Source organism: Paenibacillus sp. VMFN-D1, from assembly GCF_003386155.1.
Classification (GTDB): Bacteria; Bacillota; Bacilli; order Paenibacillales; family Paenibacillaceae; genus Paenibacillus_AQ; species Paenibacillus_AQ favisporus.
The window spans coordinates 20,958-39,343 of sequence record NZ_QRDU01000002.1 but is presented as its reverse complement, the minus strand read 5'-3'; the positions used below and the strand labels follow the sequence as shown (position 1 = coordinate 39,343).

Below are 18,386 nucleotides of genomic sequence, written 5' to 3'. Positions count from 1 at the left end.
AATAAATTCATCCAATATTGGGTAGTAACTATATTGAGGCATTCTGCCGGAAAGGAAATCAGCTTCCGGGTTTGTTACAATAGAATAAAGAACAACAAGAAGGAGACATGGTAAATGGATACTGCCACACATTTTGTGATTGGACTCAGCCTGGCCGGTCTCGCCTACGTCGATCCGGCGGTTGCCGCGAGTCCCACGCTTGCCGCCGCGGTGCTGCTGGGCACTGTCATCGGTTCGCAGGCTCCGGATTTCGACGGCCTGCTGCGGTTCAAAAGCAATGCCCTCTATGTTAAAAATCACCGGGGAATTACTCATTCCCTGCCGTTTCTCGTCATCTGGACCGCTCTGATCAGCGGAATCCTGTCCCTTCTGTTCAGCGGTGTCCCATCCGGGCATATCGTGCTCTGGACCGGCATCGCCGTCTGTCTGCACGTGTTCAGCGATCTGTTCAACACGTACGGAACCCAGGCCTTCAGGCCCGTGACGGAAAAGTGGATTTCGTGGAACATCATTCATATTTTTGATCCGTTTATTTTTACGCTGCACGCCCTGGCCGTTCTGCTCTGGAGTACGGGAGCGGTACATCCTGCACCGCTGTTCACTGTCGTATATATCCTGACGGTGTTTTATTATATTTGGCGGACCGGCGCCCATTCGATGCGCACCCGGGAAGTGATGCGGCTGGATGAGAGCCGTAAGCCGGGAGAACGTTACTTCGTCATTCCGACCATTTCCTATAATAAGTGGCATGTCGTCAAGTCCCATCCGGACGGCAGCTATCAGATCGGCGTACTGAACGGGCATACCCTCGAATGGAGAAAGCATGCCGTCACGGAGTCCCATCCGGCGGTCGAGCATTCGCGGAAGCATCCCGATGTGGAAGCCTTCCTGTACTTCTCCTCCTTCGCGGTGGCCGAAGTCGAGCCGCTGCCCTGGGGCTATGTGGTCCGCTGGGCGGATGTGCGCTACCGGCACCGGAGACAGTATCCGTTCGTCGCTGTGCTCGTCATGGATAAAAATTATCAGCCGATCAATACTTACGTCGGCTGGCTGAGCTCCAAAAAAATGAACAAGCGGCTCTCCATCAATTCAGGCTGAGTGCCGCGGGGATGCATAATAAAAAGGGATCTGCGAAAAATTCCGCAGATCCCTTTTTTACCGTAACGCCTTCTATCCTTCCGTCGTAATGTTCTTCAGCCGCCCCGCTTGTTCTGGAAACAGCCTGCCTCTTGACGGATGCTGCCGGATAAGAGAGAATCACGTTAGTTGCAAGACAAAGACCGAAGCACCTGTCGGCGCTCCGGACCCGAAATACTTTCCTGTATGGAACTATCTGCCTTGGCCGGAAAGTTGCTGCTCTGCCAATTGAACCAGACGTTTCGTAATGTATCCCCCGAGAGAACCGGTTTCACGGGAAGTGTAGTTGCCCATGTATCCGTCTTGCGGCATTTGAACGCCGAGCTCCTGAGCCGCTTCCATTTTCAATTGCTGCAGTGCAGCGTTTGCTTGAGGTACCACCAGATTGTTGGAACGAGATCTAGCCATAATAAGAGTCTCCCTTCAATTCTGCGTCTTATTGAAATGCAAGCTTGCAAGCTTAGTATGGCTCGCAGCGACACAGTTATACAAGAAAGTTTCTATATATGAAATGGAGGTTTTTGCCAATGAGTAAAGGCTTGTCTTTATGGTTTGCTGCCTCGTCCATCCTGCTTCTGATGGCATGCGCCGTCTCCATCAGCTATAACGGCTGGGTAGCCGTGCTGCTCGGCATTCTCGCAATTCTCAATATCGGGTGGGGCTTTGTGGTCAAAGCCCGCAAGAACCGGCTTCAGCAGCCCGGCAACCAGTAATGCGCTAGGCATTGCTGCCGCCGGGGAAGTTATTTCTTGGCCGGGAGAAATCCCATTCTTTCTTTGACTTCGGCCACGGTGCGGGATGCCTTCTCCATGGCTTTGCCTGCGCCCTGCGCCAATATATCATGAATTTGACCGGACTTGCGGATTTCGTCATATTTTTGCTGAAGCGGCTCGAGCGTCGCTACGATGACTTCTCCCAGGTCCTTTTTAAATCCGCCGTACATTTGACCTTCGTATTTATCTTGAATTTCCTGCAGCGACATGCCGGAGCATTGCGAGTAAATACTCATCAAATTGCTGATTTCCGGTTTTTCATCCGGTGCATAGCGGATTTCTTTCCCCGAATCGGTCGTGGCCCGGCTGATCTTTTTGCGGATGACATCCGGCGGGTCCAAGAGGGCGATATAGCTTCCCGGGTTCGGATTGCTTTTGCTCATTTTTTTCGAAGCGTCGTCCAGCGACATAATCCGCGCGCCCACTTTGGGGATGTACGGTTCCGGAATGGTAAAATAGTCGCCAAAGCGGTGATTAAAGCGTCCCGCCAGGTCGCGGGCAAGCTCCAAGTGCTGCTTCTGGTCTTCGCCTACGGGAACCAGATCCGCATTGTACACCAGAATGTCTGCCGCCATCAGTGCGGGATAGACAAACAATCCGGCGCCTACGGAGTCCTTGCCGGCCGATTTGTCTTTAAACTGGGTCATACGTTCAAGCTCGCCCATCGAGGTGAGCGTCGTCAGCAGCCATCCGAGCTCGGCATGCGGCGGAACATGCGATTGCATATACACGTTCGCCTTATTCGGATCAATGCCCGCTGCGATGAACAAGGCGGCTACCGCCTCGGACTGCTCCCGTAGCGCCTCGGGTTCCTGGGGTACCGTAATCGCGTGAAGATCGACGACCATAAAATTGCACTGATAGTCGTTCTGCAGTTTTACAAAATTTTTCATGGCTCCGATATAGTTGCCGAGCGTCAGTTTGCCGCTGGGTTGAATGCCGGAAAGTACGGTTTTCATCAACAATCCCTCCAACTTTAAAAATGGTAAAAACAAAAAAGGCCCCACGCCCGCAAGGGACGTGAGACCGTGGTGCCACCCTTATTTGCTGCAAGCCGCCCATGTGGAAGCGACAACTGTCAGCCTTTCTGCTTCCGTAACGTGGAATCGCCGGCCGGTCTACGCAGGAAGTCATGGTTGCTTCCGTTCAACGCGGCACTCAAGGGTCCATTCGGCAAAATCGGCTCCACCGGTTCGCATCAACCACCGGCTTTCTGAAGGTTACGCCGTCTTTGCTTACTTGTCCCTGTCATCGTGTTTACATAATCATTGAAAGCCTTTTGCAATGCCTATGATAAAGCTCAGATCGTCGAATTGTCAAACCCCTTTTTTTACGAAACGCCATCAAATCTGTTATGATATGGGTTAGATATTTGAAGGCTAAATGAATTTAGAGGAAAAAGGAGCAACGATATGAAACAAGTGACCAAAGGGCAATGGAACGGATACGATACCTATATCCTGCATAGCCGTGAGCTTGAAGTCACACTGCTGCCATCGCTTGGAAACAATGTCATTTCCATTTTGGACCATACCCTAAACCGGCAGGTCGTTCGGAGACCTGATGACAACGATCTGGAATTCTACCTGCAAAAACCTTACCATTTTGGCATGCCGATGCTGATTCCCCCGGGACGGATCCGCGGCGGCCATTTTGAATACGAAGGCAGATCGTATCAGTTCGACCGGAACACTGCCGGAGACAACCATATTCACGGGCTCCACCGGACGCAGTCCTGGAGAGTCAGCGATATCGAAGAAGACGAAGAAGGCTGTGCAGTGACCTCGGAGTTCCTGACCTCAGACGATCCACACTGGATGGAGCAGTTTCCCGCACCGCTGAAGCTGGAAATGACGCTTCGCCTTCAAGGGTCCAAACTGACCCAACACTTAAAGGTTACCCACCTGGGGGACCATCCGATACCTTTCGGCATCGGTTTTCATACATGGTTTTTGCTTGACGGGCAGCCGGGAGAGTGGACGCTTACCCTGCCTGTAAGCGCGGAATATGCGCTGGATAAGGATTTAATTACGACCGGCGAGCTCCTCCCGCTCGGACCCCTCGATCAGCTCAATCAAGGACTCAATCTTGCCGGGACCAACTTCGACACGCCGCTCCGGATCGGGGAGGGACAGCCTGCGGAAGCCCTGCTGATGCGTAGTGACGGGTACGGACTGAAGTATTCTGCGGATCCGAAGTACTATAAACATTGGGTCCTTTATACGAAAGGCGAAGCGGACGAATTTTTATGCATCGAGCCATATACCTGGCTGCCGGATGCGCCCAATCTTGCCGCGGGACCGGACCTGACGGGACTGATCCGGATCGAGCCGAAGGCATCGGTCGAGATGGACCTGACGCTGGACATGATCTATCCTTCTGAAGACCATTAAGCCGACTCCTTAGAATCAGGCATAGGAAAACGCGGATTTTCAAATTTACAAATAACAGGGCTGCATGCTGCTTGAAGCGTGCGGCCCTTTTTGCGTTATCCTCTATTTACCAATTTATATCTCCATTCTTGCTGCATGTTTTCAAATCTTTCGTACCATAATAACTCCATAAAGTTCAAAGGAGGTGACAAACATGGGTATGGGTCAAGGTCAAAACCAAGGACGCGGAAGCCGCTCGAACAACCTGGTGGTTCCACAAGCTAACGCTGCTCTTCAACAACTGAAACTTGAAGCTGCACAAGAGCTTGGCGTTCAAATGCCACAAGACGGATACATGGGCAACTACACTTCCCGTGAGACTGGTTCTTTGGGAGGTTACATCACAAAACGTCTGGTACAACTGGCAGAGCAGCAATTATCGGGTCGTTCCGGCCAATAATCTGCATTTGTATATGTTGATATCATGATGAGCCGGGCCCGGCGCGAGCCGTCCCCGCCTACAAAAGGCAGCCTCTGGATTACTCCAAGGGCTGCCTTTTTCTAATTATAGAATTTATAAAATGTACAGCGGAGCTAACCATTCAATCATCGCAATAAAAACTACCGCTAAACCTGGGTCTGTCTTCTGTGCTAATCAAACTATTCGGATATTCATGGATAAAGTCATACTACAAAAGCAAGAAGGGATGATAAAAATAAGTCCACGACGAACTACGACAATTCTGTTACTGTTTCAGGATATGTATGTCTCGGATACCGGATCATCAGGTTAGCCATGTTATAGTTGGATTCCAAGATGGCATCCACCGCAATGAGCCCCTGCCGGATCGTAAATTCGTAGCTGATTTCACCGTGAGTCCAGTGGCGCTTGTATTTTAAACTTTCTAAAGCCATGAGACGAAAAGACGAGTACTGTACTGGAGTCAGTCCGGAACCCTGGGAATGAATTTCCCCGTTCCGTCCTTCCAGCGGATGATGCCGGATACCAAATTTACCAATGACATTATTTCGTATTTGCACAAACACCGTGCCGGATGATAGTCCTGACAGCTCTTCTTCCAGTTCCTTAAACACTAAATCCAATTGCCTTGCCAGAGATAACTGCTCGGTTTTGATCATCTTTTTCCCCCTCTCCAAAATTCGCCAAAACTCATAGGGCTTATGACTCATTATAAGACAGCATGTGGTATCATACAACAACATCAAACATAATTGGGTAATAATTCCTATTATTTTCGTTAAAGTAATTTTATTTTCGGCAACAAATCGCTATATTTCTGGTTATTTTGACAAAATGTGATTTCCCCAAGGATATTCCAAGAACAGCACGAAAAACCACGAATCAACTCCAATGAACGCTCCACCAAATCTGTTTCGATGATCCCATCACCCTAAAAACATCGGCTTAAAGCGGCTATCCCGGGCTAACGCGAAATCTGAAAAGAAAAAAAGCCCGAGGGCATTTAAGATCCCCAGGCTGACGCTACTCCCTGTTATCATCGACAGACACCCTTAGTGCTTCGGGTCCGGTCGGAACCCGGCTTCCGCCCTTAGGTTCCAGACTGATCACAATTTGGTCCGGGTCCATGGTCCCGTATCCGTAATAATAACCTTTACCCTCGGCCTTACCCGTCATCAGCATTCCCATGCTGACCGACCGCTGCTCATGCTGCAGCCATACCTGGTAGGCCTTTTCCTCCGGTGGCTGAAGACCTTCGATCACGATCAGCATCTCACCCGAATCCCGGTCGATCCACACGCCTCCCGATCCGTGGAGCGGCGGAAGCGGCGGAATCCGGTACTGATCGTAATTGGCCGACTGCATAACAGCGATTTTGGATGTAAAAGCTTGATCGATAGCATCGGCGGACGGCATCTCGCGATGTTTCAAGGAGAACAGTCCGGCAACGACGCAGCCTGCAACAACCGCTGCCGCTGCGGCAGGTACAAGGTAACGCCGCCGGCGGACAAATCCTTTTTCCAGGGAACGGAGCCGGGCCAGAAGCCGCATTTTGCGGCCCAGACGGGCGGACGGGCCAGGAGCTGCGGACGAGGCGGCGAACGGGCCAGCTACGTCGCTGGAGGCCTGCCAATCCGTCTCTGATGCGGTTTTCTCTTCGGCACCCACGGCCCGTATCGGCGACCCGGGCTGCGGTGTGCTCAACGCTGCAGCGGTTGGCTTGTCTTCCAAAGCCGAGGCTGGCTCGCTCACTACCGAGCCGACCAGCTCAACGGATTGCATCACCGTCTCCCACTCGGCAAGGCGCTCCCTGCAGTGGGGACAAGCGGCGGTATGCTCCTCGACGAGGAGACGCTCCGGCTCTTCCAGCTGTTTCATCGCGTAATCGACCAGCTTTTCCTCGGGCAGCTCAGCACAGCCTTCAGGATGATTGCTCCCATTTTCCCGAATGGACAACCGCATGCGGTTCACCTCCCTCGCCGGCCTGGGTAACCTGGCCCTGCTCCAATCTGTTGCGCAAATTCCGGATGCCGTAGCGGATCAGCGACTTCACGGTTCCGACCGGCTTCTGCATCTTCTCAGCCAGTTCGCGGTGCGTCAGCTCCATCATATAGCTCCCGTAGAGAGCCATTCGCTGCATAGGCGGGATGCTGCGCAGCGCCGCCCTCACCTGCTCCTGATCCAGATGCCGGAACGCTTCAAGCTCCGCCGATTCCAACGTCCGCTGCCAGCGCATAACGGCCGATTCTTCCTGCGTCCGCTGCAGGGCGGCCATCCGCTGCTTTTGCCGGAGGCGGTCCATGGCCCTGCTTCGGACACGAACCGCCAGCCACGCTTCCACACTGCCCCTTTCGGGATCGTAGTGCCCCGCTTTTTCCATCACTTCGATAAAAATTTCCTGACAGACATCTTCCGCTTCTACCCGGTCCTTCATCCAGTATTCCGCAAGCCGGTAAACCATCGGAGCAAACGCATCATAGAACCGGTCGAAAGCCGGAGCCGAGCCCTCTGCAATTTCCTTCAACCACGCTTCAGGACGGTCCTGCATGATGGAGTATCCCCCCTTATTCTCTTCATTCCCTTGATCCGGCCTGCCCCCTGCACCCAGGTCCCGAAGAGAGCGCTGGCCGCCATTTTTACAGCAACATTCTAGCAAAAGAATTTCGGGTTCGGACTCCCCTCTTCCGTGATTTTATCCCTTTTTAAGCAAATTTTTATCTTCTTTTAATCTTCCGGTAAATCCGGTGGCGGCTCTTCATTCGTATTCCAGATGATCACCAACACACTTGAGGAGGGTTCTGTTTCATGACACGTTTCTTGAGGATCATCACACACGCCGGCCTGGCGCTGATGCTCTGCATCGGCTTCCTGATCGCCAGCACAGGAAGTCCGGTCCATGCAGCCGGAGGTCTGACGCTGTACACTACCTACACTTCCATTTCCGTGCCTCCCGGAGAATCGCTGAATTACAGCGTGGAGCTGAAAAACAACTCGGGCAGCGTCATTACAGCCCCGATATCCGTTACCGATCTGCCCGAAGGCTGGACGGCTAAAATTTCGGGCGGCGGCTGGGACCTGAACGAAATTTCGGTCATGCCGGATTCATCGCAAACGATCTCCCTGGACGTGACGGTTCCGATGCAAATCGACAAGGGAACCTATCGCTTTACGCTGTCGGCGGGCAGCCTCGCGTCTTTGCCACTTTCGGTCAACATCACGGAAAAGGGCACATATCAAACCGAACTGACGACCGATCAGGCCAACCTGGAGGGACACTCCGACGCGACCTTTACCTATTCGGTGAACCTGTCCAACCGCACAGCCGAAAAGCAGACGTATGCGTTAACCGCCCAGGCTGAGAAGGGATGGGACGTAACATTTACGGCAGACAGCAAACAGGTCTCTTCCGTCGAAGTGGACCCGGGGGCTGACAAGTCCATTACCGTTGATGTAAAGCCGGCTGAAAACGTGACGCAGGGTACCTTTAAAATACCGATCCGCGCTTCCAACCAGACAACGAATTCCGAGCTGGAGCTCGAAGCCGTCATTACCGGCAAGTACAGCATGGAATTGACGACGCCAAGCGGATTGTTAAGCACCGACATTAAGGCAGGCGGAGATAAAACCGTAGAGCTGCTGGTCAAAAATACCGGTACCGCCGACCTGACCAACATCAACTTCACCTCCACGGCGCCAACCAACTGGGAAGTCAGCTTTAATCCCAAAACGGTCGATAAGCTCGCCGCCGGCAAGTCCACCACGGTGGAGGCCAAATTGACCGCAAGCGACAAAGCCATCGCCGGGGACTATGTGACCGATATTACCGCCCAGGCCGCGGAATCTTCATCCAACGCCTCTTTCCGGGTCGCTGTCAAAGGCTCCGTCCTGTGGGGCTGGATCGGCGTGCTGATCATCCTGGTCATTTTGGGCGGCATCTATGTACTCATTCGTAAATACGGGAGGAGATAACGTTGGCGGAGACAGTCATCGACATTCAGCAGTTGACCAAAAGCTACGGCACCCATAAAGCCGTGGACCATCTGTCCCTTCAAATCCGCCGCGGGGAAATCTTCGGCCTGCTCGGCCCAAACGGCGCAGGCAAATCGACCACCATTCTGATGCTTCTCGGCCTGAGCGAACCGGACGGCGGAAGCATCAATGTGCTGGGGCTGGATCCGACGCGGCGGCCGATTGAAGTCAAACGCCGCGTCGGTTACCTGCCGGACGACGTCGGTTTTTACGAAGACTGGACCGGCCTCGAGAACTTAAAGCTGACCGCCCGCCTTAACGGCATTTCCGACAAAGAGGCGGAAGATCGTTCGCTCTATTTGCTGAAGGAGGTAGGGCTGCAGGATGCCGCCCATAAGAAGGCCGGGAATTACTCCCGCGGTATGCGACAGCGGCTCGGACTCGCGGACGTTCTGATCAAGCGGCCGGAAATCATCATCCTCGATGAGCCGACGCTCGGCATCGACCCTAAAGGGATTGATGAGCTCCTCGGCCTGATCCACGGCCTCAGCCAGGACCAGGGCTTGACGGTGCTCCTCTCCTCGCACCAGCTTCACCAGGTACAGCAAATCTGTGACCGCGTCGGTCTGTTCGTCAGCGGCAGGCTGCTGGCCGAAGGAAACCTGGAGACGCTGTCCCGCGTCCTGCTGACCGACACGCCGCTTTTGATCACCGCCGAGGTGGACCGGGCGGATGATGCGCTGCTGGCTGACCTTCAGAGCGTTGAAGGGGTCAGCTCCGTCCGGATCGCGAGCGGGGATCAGGACTCGATGAGGCCGGCGGAGGACCGGACGCGCCTGGAGATCGGTGTCAACGCCGACTGCAGTCCGGAGATCGCCCGGACGGTCGTCGCGTCGGGAGCGGCCCTGTACGGGCTGCAGCGCAAGGAATACGGCCTGGATGAAATCTACCGGCGATATTTTGCGGGAGGTGAGGAACTTGGAAGCAAGCGTTCTAAAAGAGCAGCTAAATAAAGCCTGGGACACGGTCAGCACCCCGTTTAAGGACGGCATCGGCCGGCTGCGGGGAACCGTTCCCTCCGACCGGGAACGGTTCAGCCGGGCAAATGCGAACCCGGCGGCATTCCGCGTCCTGGTGCGCAAGGAAATTTCCGATCATGTCCGGAGCTGGCGCTTCCTGCTGCTCCTGGCGATCATCTTCCTGACCTGCGTCGCCTCGCTGTATACGGCGCTGAACAGCCTGCAGGACGCTATCAAATCCACGGACGGCTACAGCGATTTCGTCATCCTGAAGCTGTTCACCACCTCCGACGGCACCCTGCCGTCGTTTATCGGATTCATCGGCTTCCTGGGCCCGCTGCTCGGCATCGGCCTCGGCTTCGACGCCGTCAACAGCGAGCGGAACAAAGGCACCCTGAGCCGCATCATGGCGCAGCCGATTCACCGTGACGATTTGCTGAACGCCAAATTTATCGCATCGCTCACGATCATCGGCTTCATGTTTCTCTCCCTCGGGCTGCTCGTGCTGGCCCTCGGTTTTCTGATCGTCGGACTGCCGCCGTCATTCGAGGAGCTGCTGAGAATTCTCAGCTTCCTGGTTGTCACAATCGTCTATATCGGATTCTGGCTGAACTTATCCATCCTGTTCTCGGTTAAATTCCGCCAGCCTGCCACATCGGCGCTGTCGGGCATCGCCGTCTGGCTGTTCTTCAGCTTCTTTTACGATATGATCCTGAATTTGATCTCCTCGGGCCTTGCGCCTAACAGCGACACGGCTTCGGTCGACGACATGGTCCACCATGTCAGCTTTATGCTCGGGCTGAGCCGGATTTCACCGTATACGCTGTTCAATGAGGCGACCTCGACGCTGCTGATGCCGACGGTGCGTACACTGGGTCCGCTCACGACGGAGCAGGCCTACGGCGCGATTGACAGCCCGCTCCCCTTCGGGCAGAGCCTGCTGCTGATCTGGCCGCAGGTCACCGGGCTGATCGCCCTGACGCTGGCCTGCTTTGCGATCTCGTACGTCATGTTCCTGCGTCAGGAAATCCGCGGACGTTCCTAACTATGCACCGCTTGGTGCACTTTACGGAGGGCGGACATCTGACAAAGCGATTCCATGTTGCTATCCAGTCCCACAAGAGTGCATTTAGCGATCGCCTTCTTACGATGCGATATATAACAAGTCCGTGTCTCCCAAACTAATGTATCATCAAAAAAGCAGTCCCTTTGAGGCGTAATGAACCCCAGGGGACTGCTTTTTGTGTGGCGTAATCGTTTATTCGAACCGTCCGTCTGGATTACACCAGATGATCGGTCATGGCCAGGAACTGCTTGACATCCTCTGCCGTCAGATCTGCCGCGCTCTGCCAGAAATCGCGGCCCGTCAGATCAGCGTTCAGGTGCTTCTTCGCCAGCTCCTCCACCGTCATGACGCCGGTATCGCGCAGCAGGGCGTCGTATTTATCGGCAAAGCCTGCGCCTTCCTGCAGCGCGCGTGCATAGATGCCCGTGCTGAACATGTAGCCGAAAGTATACGGAAAGTTATAGAACGGCACACCCGTAATATAAAAATGCAGCTTCGACGCCCAGAAATGCGGATGGTAAGACGACAGGGCGTCGCAGTACGCTTCCTTCTGTGCTTCTTCCATCAGCGTGTTCAGCTCCTGAACGCTGAGCAGACCGCTCTTCCGTTTCTCATAGAAACGGGTCTCGAACAGGAAGCGCGCATGGATGTTCATGTAGAATGCGACGCTCCGCTGGATTTTGTCTTCAAGCAGCGCCAGCTGCTCCTGCTCATCGGCAGCCGATTTCACCATCGCGTCCGATACGATCATCTCCGCGAAGGTAGATGCCGTCTCGGCAACGTTCATTGCATACCGCTGGTTCAAGATCGGCAGCTCGTTCATCAGGTGCTGGTGATAGCCGTGTCCGAGCTCATGCGCCAGCGTCGAGACGTTCGAAGCGGTTCCGCTGAACGTCATGAAGATCCGCGTCTCCTTGCTGAGCTTCAGTGAGGTGCAGAAACCGCCTGGACGCTTGCCCGGCCGGTCTTCCGCCTCGATCCAGGACTTGTCGAAGGCCATCTCGGCAAAGTCGGCCATGCGCGGGCTGAACTTGCGGAACTGCTCCACGATCGTTTCCGCCGCTTCCTGGTAAGAAATCGTGCCCGTGGATTTGCTGATCGGTGCTTCTACATCCACCCAGCTCAGACGGTCCTGGCCGAGCAGCTTGGCCTTGCGCTCCATATACTGCAGCAGCATCTGCTTGTTGTCCTGAATGACATTCCACATGGCGTCCAGCGTCTCACGCGACATGCGGTTGATTTCAAGCGGCTCCTTCAGCACTTCGTCCCAGCCGCGGCGTCCGTACAGCTTCAGGCGGAATCCGCCGAGGTGATTCAGCGTATCCCCGCAGAAGTCGGCTTTGTCCGACCATGCCTGTTCCCACTTCACGAACATCGACTCGCGGGTCTCCTTGTCCGGACTGTCCAGCTTATTGGCCGCCTGCCCGGCCGACAGCGACACGGTCTCGCCGTTTTCTTCAAACGGAATTTGGATATGGCTGACGATCGTATCATACATGCTGCTCCAGCCATGATAACCGTCGATGGCCAAATCGAGCGCGAGGCTCTCCATGTCCGGGCTCATCATTTCGCGGGCTTGGTCGCGGCTTTCGCTAAGGACGAAGGCCAGCTGCCGCACCTGATCCCGGCCGATCCACTGCGCGAACGTCTCGTCATCGGTCGAGCGGAGAATGTGGTCAAAGTCGGTCATGATTCCACTAATGAGCGCCCGAAGGGTCGCCAGGCGGCCGCCCAGCTGAACGGCCTTCTTATCCTGCTGGTTCTGTGCCTGCAGGCAGCTGACGAACGCGCTGGCTTCGGAGAGGCGGGCAATAGTGCCCTGCAGCGCTTCAATAAACCCGTCAAACGACTCGGTCTCTTTTGGGCTCGCCGGCGCCTTGGCTGCCTTGATTTCGCCCTGAAGGCTCTTCAGATCCTGCTCCAGGGAGTGAAGGAAGGTATCGAACTCGGCGGAAGCGGAGCCGCCCGGAAATACGGATTCAAGATTCCAAGTTAATTTCAGGTCTTTGTTCATGTTCGAATCACCTTTCTCATCATCATTTTTATTTTATTTGATTGGCCTCATGGTAAGGTGTATAACTATAAAGACGAAACCCTTATGTTTCTGCCCGGCAAAACGGGCTTATTCATACAGAGGAGGGATACTCACCATGAGACCATTGCAAATTTCACCGGAGACCGCCGTGAAACTATCCGAGAAGCTGGGGGTTCCCCTGGAACACCTGATGCACATGCCGCAGCATATCCTGCTGCAGAAGCTGGCGGAGCTCGCCAAGGAAGAGGCCGGCAAGCAGGACGGCGATGAAGGAACCAAATCATGATTCCGTTCTCCAGAACCTGGCCTTATGACAAAGTGATGGGCGATATCTATGTACATGAATGTCCGTTCTGCGGAACGAACAATGTGAGGCTGCCCCTTAAGCCGGCTGAGCTTCGCAGTATTCATGAAGGAAAGAAAAAGCTGCTCGTCTTTCCTTGCTGCAACAACAGACTCCATATCATTGACACGGACAACGATTATTTGCTGTTCGACCAGGATATTCGCTGATCGAACCGGCAGATCTGCTCCGGAAAGAAAACACGCAAAGGCATGCCGTGATGAACACGGTCTCCTTGGCGTGTTTTTACGTTCAGGCGGGATTCATCTCGCCCGGCAGCTCCATTCGCTTGTCCAGCATCTCTTGCCGCAGCACGCCCCACTGCTCGCGTGAAGCGTGGATCATGGCTGAATCCACGATATGTTTATCATTGATGACTCTGGAGAACCACTTGACCGCCTGATGGTAATCGCCTGTCCGGCGGTGCAGTTCCCCAATCAAATACAGCAAGCGAGCGTTGTTCGCTCCTACGCCTTCCAGCTCATACACCCGGATATAAGAATCCAGGCAGTATTTCAGAAAGCGCTGCTCCTGCTCCTCGTCACCCTTATACCGGTAGAGCCAGGCAATATGGTGCAGAAGGCTTGCGATAATCCGATCCTTCTCTCCAATCGTCTGCGCGCACAGCAAGGCGAGCTTGTAGGTCTCAAGTGCAATTTCCCAATCCCGGTGTCCGCTGTAGTCCCGCTCGATCCAGCGCTTGCCGATTTTCTCGGCGAACTGCTTTTTCTGCACATCGCTCAGCTGTTCCGTTGAATGCTCCGTAGACGCAAAACCGCACTTCGGGCATACCCTGACCACATAATAATCGGGATTCTCGTTGTTATAATAAGCACAAAAATCCGCATCCGTACGCACGGCCTTCTTAAAGCTCGGACGCACCCGTGACGTGGAAAATTGATGCTCGCAATTACAGCATACTACATTGATGGAGTAAAGAGGTTCCAATGCCACATCCATACATTCCTTTCATGCCCAGTGTCCTTCATCGCTGCTTGTCTCTTTCCGGGCCTTCCGTCACTGCTTACTCGAATGAATCATCAACATGCAAAGTACATATTATTTCCATTATATCAAAAACCAAAAACAAAATAACCCCACAAAGTGGGACCTGGGCTTTAAATCAGGGTTCTCAGAGATCCTCTGGATGAGCCTGGCGGAAGGACAAGTCCCTATGCACAAAAAAAAGGCGCTAAACGTAAGTTTAGCACCTTAGGACATCTTCAGTAACTGCTCCAATCCTCTTCGCCGGGATGGACCAGTGATTCGCGAATGACATACACGAAGGCGCAGACAAGGAGACCGGCGACAATACTCATGTTCTCATCACTCCATCCATATATTTTAAATTTGAAATGAAGTTAGTTGTTGTACTGTATATTTTACCATATCTCCACCAAAAATACAGCATTTATTGTAAACGCTTTCCCAACTTTTTTGTACTGTTTGTCCGATGACATTCATAAAATCTAGGAACATAGGTGTGATTCTCATGTCCCATATTCGGAAGGGAGGCTGCGAATTTGTCCGTAAAAAGGCTGGGTTTACCGCTCATGATTGCGTCTATGGCCGGATTGTTAGTGCTGATGCTGTGTTACCCCGGCCCTTATTTGGAATCCGCCCTGCGGGGCTTGGCCATTTGGTGGGACGTCCTGTTTCCGTCGTTATTTCCCTTCTTCATCATTTCCGAAATGATGCTGGGCTTCGGCATCGTTCACTTGTTCGGCACGCTGCTCGATCCGCTAATGAAGCCGCTGTTCCGCATTCCCGGAAGCGGAGGATTCGTCGCCGCGATGGGGTATGTGTCAGGCTATCCCATCGGGGCCAAGCTGACGGCCAAGCTATGGGAGCAGAAAATGCTCAACCGGGAGGAAGGCGAGCGGCTGGTGGCCTTTACAACCTCGTCGGACCCGATATTTCTGATCGGCGCCGTATCGGTCGGTTTTTTTCATTATCCCAAAATCGCGACCATTCTTGCGCTTTCCCATTACGGCGGCGGGTTCCTGATCGGCCTCCTCATGCGTTTCCATGGCAAACGGGGCTCGGTGACCGAAATTCCGGCTTCCGGAGCTCCGGTTCGCGGCAGCCGGCTGCGGCGGGCGTTCAACGCTATGCATGAAGCCAGAATGAACGACGGCCGAAGCGTGGGCGAGCTGCTCCAGCAGGCAGTCGAATCTTCGCTGAAGCTTATTATTGTCGTGGGCGGACTTGTTGTATTCTTCTCGGTATTTTTAGAGATACTTACCGAAGCGGGGGTAATGGCGTTCTTCTATCGTTTGCTGGAAAATGGCCTGATGGCGCTCCACTTCCCTCCATCCCTCTCGGAAGCGCTCGTTGGAGGCTTATTTGAGGTTACCCTGGGCTCCCGTTCGGCGGGTGAAGCTGCCTCCTCCGTTCCGCTGCCCTTTAAGGCAGCTGCAGCGGCCTTTATCCTGTCCTGGGGAGGGCTCTCCGTTCATGCCCAGATCGCGAGCATTCTGCACGCCACCAATCTGCGCTACTTGCCGTTCATGATGGCGCGCTTGATCCACGGTTTTGTGGCTGCGTTCCTCGTTTTGTTTTTATGGGAACCGGTGATGGGACGTTATACCGATGCGCCTGCTTTCGCAAGCCAAAACTTCGGCTTTCTGGCCTCGGCCCAAGGCATCCGGGACTCCCTCGTCCTGTTGTGCATCCTGCTGGCCGGGATGACGGTGCTCTCCCTTCTGATCAGCTGGATTCATTCCTTGTGGCGCGGCGTTCGCCGGACCTCCTGATCACGGAACATGAAATGGACGTTGTGTTATCCTCCGATATTGTTTATGATTCTTATAAACCCATTACAAAGGAGCTTACACCCTTGAGATACTATGTTCTGGATCGCGGGGATCAGTTATCCGTGGATTTAAGCGAGCAGTTCCATAAGCTTGCGGCGCAACGGGGATTTCAGCTGGATGCCGAATCACCGGAGATTGTCATTTCCATCGGCGGGGACGGCACCATGCTTCATGCCTTTCATACGTTTATTGACCATATTCCTGACATTGCCTTCGTAGGGGTTCACACCGGACATCTGGGATTCTATGCGGACTGGAAAGCGGACGAGCTGCCGCAGCTGATCGAACTGATGAGCTCTGCGGCCAATTCGGGCTCCATTCGACCGCGAATCGTCAAATATCCGCTGCTTGAACTTGAAATTCATAGAAAATCGGGCAACGCTTCCTATATCGCCTTGAACGAGTTCACTCTGAAAGGCGTCGACGGAACGGTAGTGGCCCAGGTGGACATCAACGACCAAACCTTTGAAATGTTCCGCGGCGACGGGATCTGCGTCTCCACGCCATCCGGAAGCACGGCATATAATAAAAGTCTTGGAGGCGCCATGGTTCACCCGACGATCGAGGCGCTGCAGATCGCGGAGATCGCGTCGATCAACAACCGCGTCTTCCGGACGATGGGCTCGCCCCTTCTGCTGCCCAAGCACCATCACTGCGACATTTTCTCCCGCAAAGAGCAGCGGCTCTTACTCTACATCGATCATGTCAACCTGCAGGTGGACGACCTCATCTCGGTTCGCTGCCAGGTCGCCAAGGAGAAGGTCAGCTTTGCGAGATACCGCCCGTTCCCGTTCTGGAACCGGGTGCGGGAAGCTTTTCTGGGATAGATCAGCATCAAGAACGGATGTTGGATAAAAATGGCATAAGAAAAACGTCTATCGACGTACCTTCAAAGAAGACAGACCGCTTCTAGAGGAGGTTTTTCTTGCGAGATCAGGAAGCAGAAGCTCCGAAACTTATACTTTCTGATCTCATAACAAAAAGCGGCTCCTATACGGAACCGCTTTTTGTTTTCTCTTTAGGCTGCGACTCCCGGCTCTTCTGCAGTACAAAGTACGCGCAGCCGAAGTTGCAGTATTCGTTAATGTAATCCATCATGCCGGAAATGGCTGTGTCTTTGGTTGCTTTGGGATGCTTATCCCGGTAAAACCCTTTAAGCCTGAGCTGACTGTAGCCCCAATCGCCGACAATATAGTCGTAGCGGTCCAGCACTTCACTGTATCGTTCACGAAAGGCTTCAAGGTTCCAACCGTCTTTATGATCTTTAAGCACCTCATAATTTTTTCCGCCGATCAGAATCAATGAACTACCCCTGCCTTTCTGCCTGAGGTTATCGTATAATGGCGCCTATTTATGCTGTGCAGCGGATTGTACCTGCTCATGGGCATGGTAGGAGCTGCGCACAAGCGGTCCGGATTCCACGTGGCTGAATCCCCGCTTCATGCCTTCTTCCTTCAGAGCGGCAAACTCATCCGGATGATAATATTTAACCACATTTAAATGCTGCGGAGAAGGCTGCAAATATTGCCCGATTGTCATAATGTTGCAATCCACGGCGCGAAGGTCGTCCATCGCCTGCAAAATTTCATCCCATTCTTCGCCGACTCCCAGCATGATGCTGGACTTCGTCGGAATGTTTGGCTGCATTTCCTTCGCTCTGCGCAGCAGCTCCAGGGAGCGGTCATACTTCGCTTTGGCGCGCACACGATTCGACATGCGTTCCACCGTTTCAATGTTATGGTTCAAAATATCCGGCTTCGCGTCCATTACGGTCTTCAGGGCGTCCCAATTGCCCATAAAGTCCGGAATCAGCACCTCCACGCTGCACAGCGGCAGACGCTTGCGGACAGCCTTGATCGACTCTGCGAAAATAGACGCACCGCCGTCGGACAGATCGTCCCGGGCCACACTGGTGATGACGCAGTGGCGCAGACCCATGTTCTCCGCCGCTTCAGCGACACGTTCCGGTTCCTGGAGATCCAGTTCCGTCGGTTTTCCTGTATTTACTGCACAAAAACGGCAGGCCCGCGTACAAATATCGCCGAGAATCATAAACGTGGCGGTACGATTGGCCCAGCACTCATATATGTTAGGGCAACGTGCTTCTTCACATACCGTGTGAAGGGTCTTAGAGCGCATCATGCTCTTGATTTCCTGGTAATTGTCACCGGTTGTCAGTTTGATGCGAATCCAATCCGGCTTTGGCTCCTTGATGGTATTCGTAGGCAATGTTCTGACCTTCTTTCGCTATCATGGTTAGCTGCTGCATGTTCCATATTATATCATGAAATCAGCCAAAATACTTCCATTTCCAAGCACGGATAAATTCGAGGTTCTTGATTCACTCTAAGGCTATGTCGGTCCAGTCCGAATAT

20 protein-coding genes and 1 pseudogene are annotated in these 18,386 nt (G+C 53.6%); 12 read left to right on the top strand and 9 right to left on the bottom strand.

Features of this window, described 5'->3' with window-relative positions; translation table 11 throughout:
• Positions 1 to 114: 114 nt before the first annotated feature.
• Positions 115 to 1,098: a metal-dependent hydrolase gene (locus tag C7820_RS15350; protein WP_116231829.1), complete on the top strand. Its 984-nt coding sequence runs from the start codon at positions 115 to 117 to the stop codon at positions 1,096 to 1,098.
• Between the two features lie 231 nt (positions 1,099 to 1,329).
• Here C7820_RS15350 and C7820_RS15345 read toward each other — a convergent pair whose 3' ends face one another.
• The gene (locus C7820_RS15345; RefSeq protein ID WP_076175122.1) at positions 1,330 to 1,545 is read right to left on the bottom strand and encodes an alpha/beta-type small acid-soluble spore protein; all 216 of its coding nucleotides are present in this window, start codon (positions 1,543 to 1,545) and stop codon (positions 1,330 to 1,332) included.
• Positions 1,546 to 1,664: 119 nt separating this feature from the next.
• Between C7820_RS15345 and C7820_RS15340 the strand changes: the two genes are divergently transcribed.
• Entirely contained in the window at positions 1,665 to 1,850 is a 186-nt protein-coding gene (locus tag C7820_RS15340) for a hypothetical protein (protein WP_116231828.1), read from the top strand.
• A 29-nt stretch (positions 1,851 to 1,879) separates the two neighbouring features.
• Here the strand turns inward: C7820_RS15340 and trpS are convergent, their stop codons facing one another.
• The gene (trpS, locus tag C7820_RS15335; protein WP_116231827.1) at positions 1,880 to 2,869 is read right to left on the bottom strand and encodes a tryptophan--tRNA ligase; all 990 of its coding nucleotides are present in this window, start codon (positions 2,867 to 2,869) and stop codon (positions 1,880 to 1,882) included.
• 453 nt (positions 2,870 to 3,322) lie between these two features.
• Here trpS and C7820_RS15330 point away from each other — a divergent pair, with 453 nt between their 5' ends.
• Together C7820_RS15330 and C7820_RS15325 are read left to right on the top strand one after the other, a co-directional pair.
• Positions 3,323 to 4,303, top strand: a complete 981-nt coding sequence (locus C7820_RS15330) for an aldose 1-epimerase (RefSeq protein WP_116231826.1) — start codon at positions 3,323 to 3,325, stop codon at positions 4,301 to 4,303.
• A gap of 199 nt (positions 4,304 to 4,502) precedes the next feature.
• Complete coding sequence (locus C7820_RS15325) at positions 4,503 to 4,742, top strand: alpha/beta-type small acid-soluble spore protein (protein WP_076175232.1); 240 nt, start codon at positions 4,503 to 4,505, stop codon at positions 4,740 to 4,742.
• A 272-nt stretch (positions 4,743 to 5,014) separates the two neighbouring features.
• Here C7820_RS15325 and C7820_RS15320 read toward each other — a convergent pair whose 3' ends face one another.
• From C7820_RS15320 to C7820_RS15310, 3 genes are all read right to left on the bottom strand, one after another.
• Positions 5,015 to 5,422 (bottom strand): O-methyltransferase, encoded by a 408-nt coding sequence (locus tag C7820_RS15320; RefSeq protein ID WP_116231825.1) that lies wholly within the window; start codon positions 5,420 to 5,422, stop codon positions 5,015 to 5,017.
• 364 nt (positions 5,423 to 5,786) lie between these two features.
• Complete coding sequence (locus tag C7820_RS15315) at positions 5,787 to 6,725, bottom strand: anti-sigma factor (protein ID WP_116231824.1); 939 nt, start codon at positions 6,723 to 6,725, stop codon at positions 5,787 to 5,789.
• Positions 6,685 to 7,311, bottom strand: a complete 627-nt coding sequence (locus tag C7820_RS15310) for an RNA polymerase sigma factor (RefSeq protein ID WP_116231823.1) — start codon at positions 7,309 to 7,311, stop codon at positions 6,685 to 6,687. The genes C7820_RS15315 and C7820_RS15310 overlap by 41 nt, the downstream gene beginning before the upstream one ends.
• Before the next feature lie 257 nt (positions 7,312 to 7,568).
• Between C7820_RS15310 and C7820_RS15305 the strand changes: the two genes are divergently transcribed.
• From C7820_RS15305 to C7820_RS15295, 4 genes and pseudogenes are all read left to right on the top strand, one after another.
• Positions 7,569 to 8,732, top strand: a complete 1,164-nt coding sequence (locus C7820_RS15305; RefSeq protein ID WP_116231822.1) for a COG1470 family protein — start codon at positions 7,569 to 7,571, stop codon at positions 8,730 to 8,732.
• 59 nt (positions 8,733 to 8,791) lie between these two features.
• Positions 8,792 to 9,166 (top strand): annotated as a pseudogene (locus C7820_RS34170) (ABC transporter ATP-binding protein); the annotation flags it as partial.
• A complete protein-coding gene (locus C7820_RS34165; protein ID WP_483874466.1) occupies positions 9,155 to 9,745 on the top strand; it encodes an ATP-binding cassette domain-containing protein in 591 nt (196 codons plus the stop codon). The pseudogene C7820_RS34170 and the gene C7820_RS34165, both read left to right, overlap by 12 nt.
• A gap of 118 nt (positions 9,746 to 9,863) precedes the next feature.
• Positions 9,864 to 10,796: an ABC transporter permease gene (locus tag C7820_RS15295; protein WP_234489784.1), complete on the top strand. Its 933-nt coding sequence runs from the start codon at positions 9,864 to 9,866 to the stop codon at positions 10,794 to 10,796.
• Positions 10,797 to 11,031: 235 nt separating this feature from the next.
• Here the strand turns inward: C7820_RS15295 and C7820_RS15290 are convergent, their stop codons facing one another.
• Positions 11,032 to 12,831, bottom strand: coding sequence for a M3 family oligoendopeptidase (locus tag C7820_RS15290; protein ID WP_116231819.1), 1,800 nt, complete (start codon positions 12,829 to 12,831; stop codon positions 11,032 to 11,034).
• A 136-nt stretch (positions 12,832 to 12,967) separates the two neighbouring features.
• Here C7820_RS15290 and C7820_RS15285 point away from each other — a divergent pair, with 136 nt between their 5' ends.
• Both C7820_RS15285 and C7820_RS15280 read left to right on the top strand, forming a co-directional pair.
• On the top strand, positions 12,968 to 13,138 hold the full coding sequence (locus C7820_RS15285; RefSeq protein WP_076175142.1) for a YycC family protein: 171 nt from the start codon (positions 12,968 to 12,970) through the stop codon (positions 13,136 to 13,138).
• Entirely contained in the window at positions 13,135 to 13,365 is a 231-nt protein-coding gene (locus C7820_RS15280; protein WP_076175144.1) for a hypothetical protein, read from the top strand. The genes C7820_RS15285 and C7820_RS15280 overlap by 4 nt, the downstream gene beginning before the upstream one ends.
• Positions 13,366 to 13,447: 82 nt before the next feature.
• On the opposite strand, the gene C7820_RS15275 is transcribed toward C7820_RS15280, so the two are convergent.
• On the bottom strand, positions 13,448 to 14,149 hold the full coding sequence (locus C7820_RS15275; protein WP_181909077.1) for a DUF2225 domain-containing protein: 702 nt from the start codon (positions 14,147 to 14,149) through the stop codon (positions 13,448 to 13,450).
• 569 nt (positions 14,150 to 14,718) lie between these two features.
• Here C7820_RS15275 and ylbJ point away from each other — a divergent pair.
• Together ylbJ and C7820_RS15265 are read left to right on the top strand one after the other, a co-directional pair.
• On the top strand, positions 14,719 to 15,951 hold the full coding sequence (gene ylbJ / locus C7820_RS15270; RefSeq protein WP_116231817.1) for a sporulation integral membrane protein YlbJ: 1,233 nt from the start codon (positions 14,719 to 14,721) through the stop codon (positions 15,949 to 15,951).
• 83 nt (positions 15,952 to 16,034) lie between these two features.
• Positions 16,035 to 16,838 carry an NAD kinase gene (locus tag C7820_RS15265; protein WP_076175238.1) on the top strand — a complete coding sequence of 268 codons (804 nt, stop codon included), beginning with the start codon at positions 16,035 to 16,037 and terminating at the stop codon, positions 16,836 to 16,838.
• A gap of 163 nt (positions 16,839 to 17,001) precedes the next feature.
• On the opposite strand, the gene C7820_RS15260 is transcribed toward C7820_RS15265, so the two are convergent.
• Entirely contained in the window at positions 17,002 to 17,313 is a 312-nt protein-coding gene (locus tag C7820_RS15260) for a YutD family protein (protein ID WP_076175150.1), read from the bottom strand.
• 45 nt (positions 17,314 to 17,358) lie between these two features.
• Positions 17,359 to 18,240, bottom strand: a complete 882-nt coding sequence (gene lipA, locus C7820_RS15255; RefSeq protein WP_234489770.1) for a lipoyl synthase — start codon at positions 18,238 to 18,240, stop codon at positions 17,359 to 17,361.
• Positions 18,241 to 18,386 lie beyond the last annotated feature (146 nt).

Excerpts from the sequence above, each read along its gene's own strand:
- C7820_RS15315 (WP_116231824.1), bottom strand. The coding sequence starts at position 6,725 with ATGCGGTTGTCCATTCGGGAAAATGGGAGCAATCATCCTGAAGGCTGT.
- C7820_RS15325 (WP_076175232.1), top strand. The coding sequence starts at position 4,503 with ATGGGTCAAGGTCAAAACCAAGGACGCGGAAGCCGCTCGAACAACCTG.
- C7820_RS15320 (WP_116231825.1), bottom strand. The coding sequence starts at position 5,422 with ATGATCAAAACCGAGCAGTTATCTCTGGCAAGGCAATTGGATTTAGTG.
- C7820_RS15280 (WP_076175144.1), top strand. The coding sequence starts at position 13,135 with ATGATTCCGTTCTCCAGAACCTGGCCTTATGACAAAGTGATGGGCGAT.
- C7820_RS15285 (WP_076175142.1), top strand. The coding sequence starts at position 12,968 with ATGAGACCATTGCAAATTTCACCGGAGACCGCCGTGAAACTATCCGAG.
- C7820_RS15350 (WP_116231829.1), top strand. The coding sequence starts at position 115 with ATGGATACTGCCACACATTTTGTGATTGGACTCAGCCTGGCCGGTCTC.
- C7820_RS15310 (WP_116231823.1), bottom strand. The coding sequence starts at position 7,311 with ATGCAGGACCGTCCTGAAGCGTGGTTGAAGGAAATTGCAGAGGGCTCG.
- C7820_RS15290 (WP_116231819.1), bottom strand. The coding sequence starts at position 12,831 with ATGAACAAAGACCTGAAATTAACTTGGAATCTTGAATCCGTATTTCCG.
- C7820_RS15330 (WP_116231826.1), top strand. The coding sequence starts at position 3,323 with ATGAAACAAGTGACCAAAGGGCAATGGAACGGATACGATACCTATATC.
- C7820_RS15305 (WP_116231822.1), top strand. The coding sequence starts at position 7,569 with ATGACACGTTTCTTGAGGATCATCACACACGCCGGCCTGGCGCTGATG.
- C7820_RS15340 (WP_116231828.1), top strand. The coding sequence starts at position 1,665 with ATGAGTAAAGGCTTGTCTTTATGGTTTGCTGCCTCGTCCATCCTGCTT.
- C7820_RS15345 (WP_076175122.1), bottom strand. The coding sequence starts at position 1,545 with ATGGCTAGATCTCGTTCCAACAATCTGGTGGTACCTCAAGCAAACGCT.
- C7820_RS34165 (WP_483874466.1), top strand. The coding sequence starts at position 9,155 with ATGCGACAGCGGCTCGGACTCGCGGACGTTCTGATCAAGCGGCCGGAA.
- trpS (WP_116231827.1), bottom strand. The coding sequence starts at position 2,869 with ATGAAAACCGTACTTTCCGGCATTCAACCCAGCGGCAAACTGACGCTC.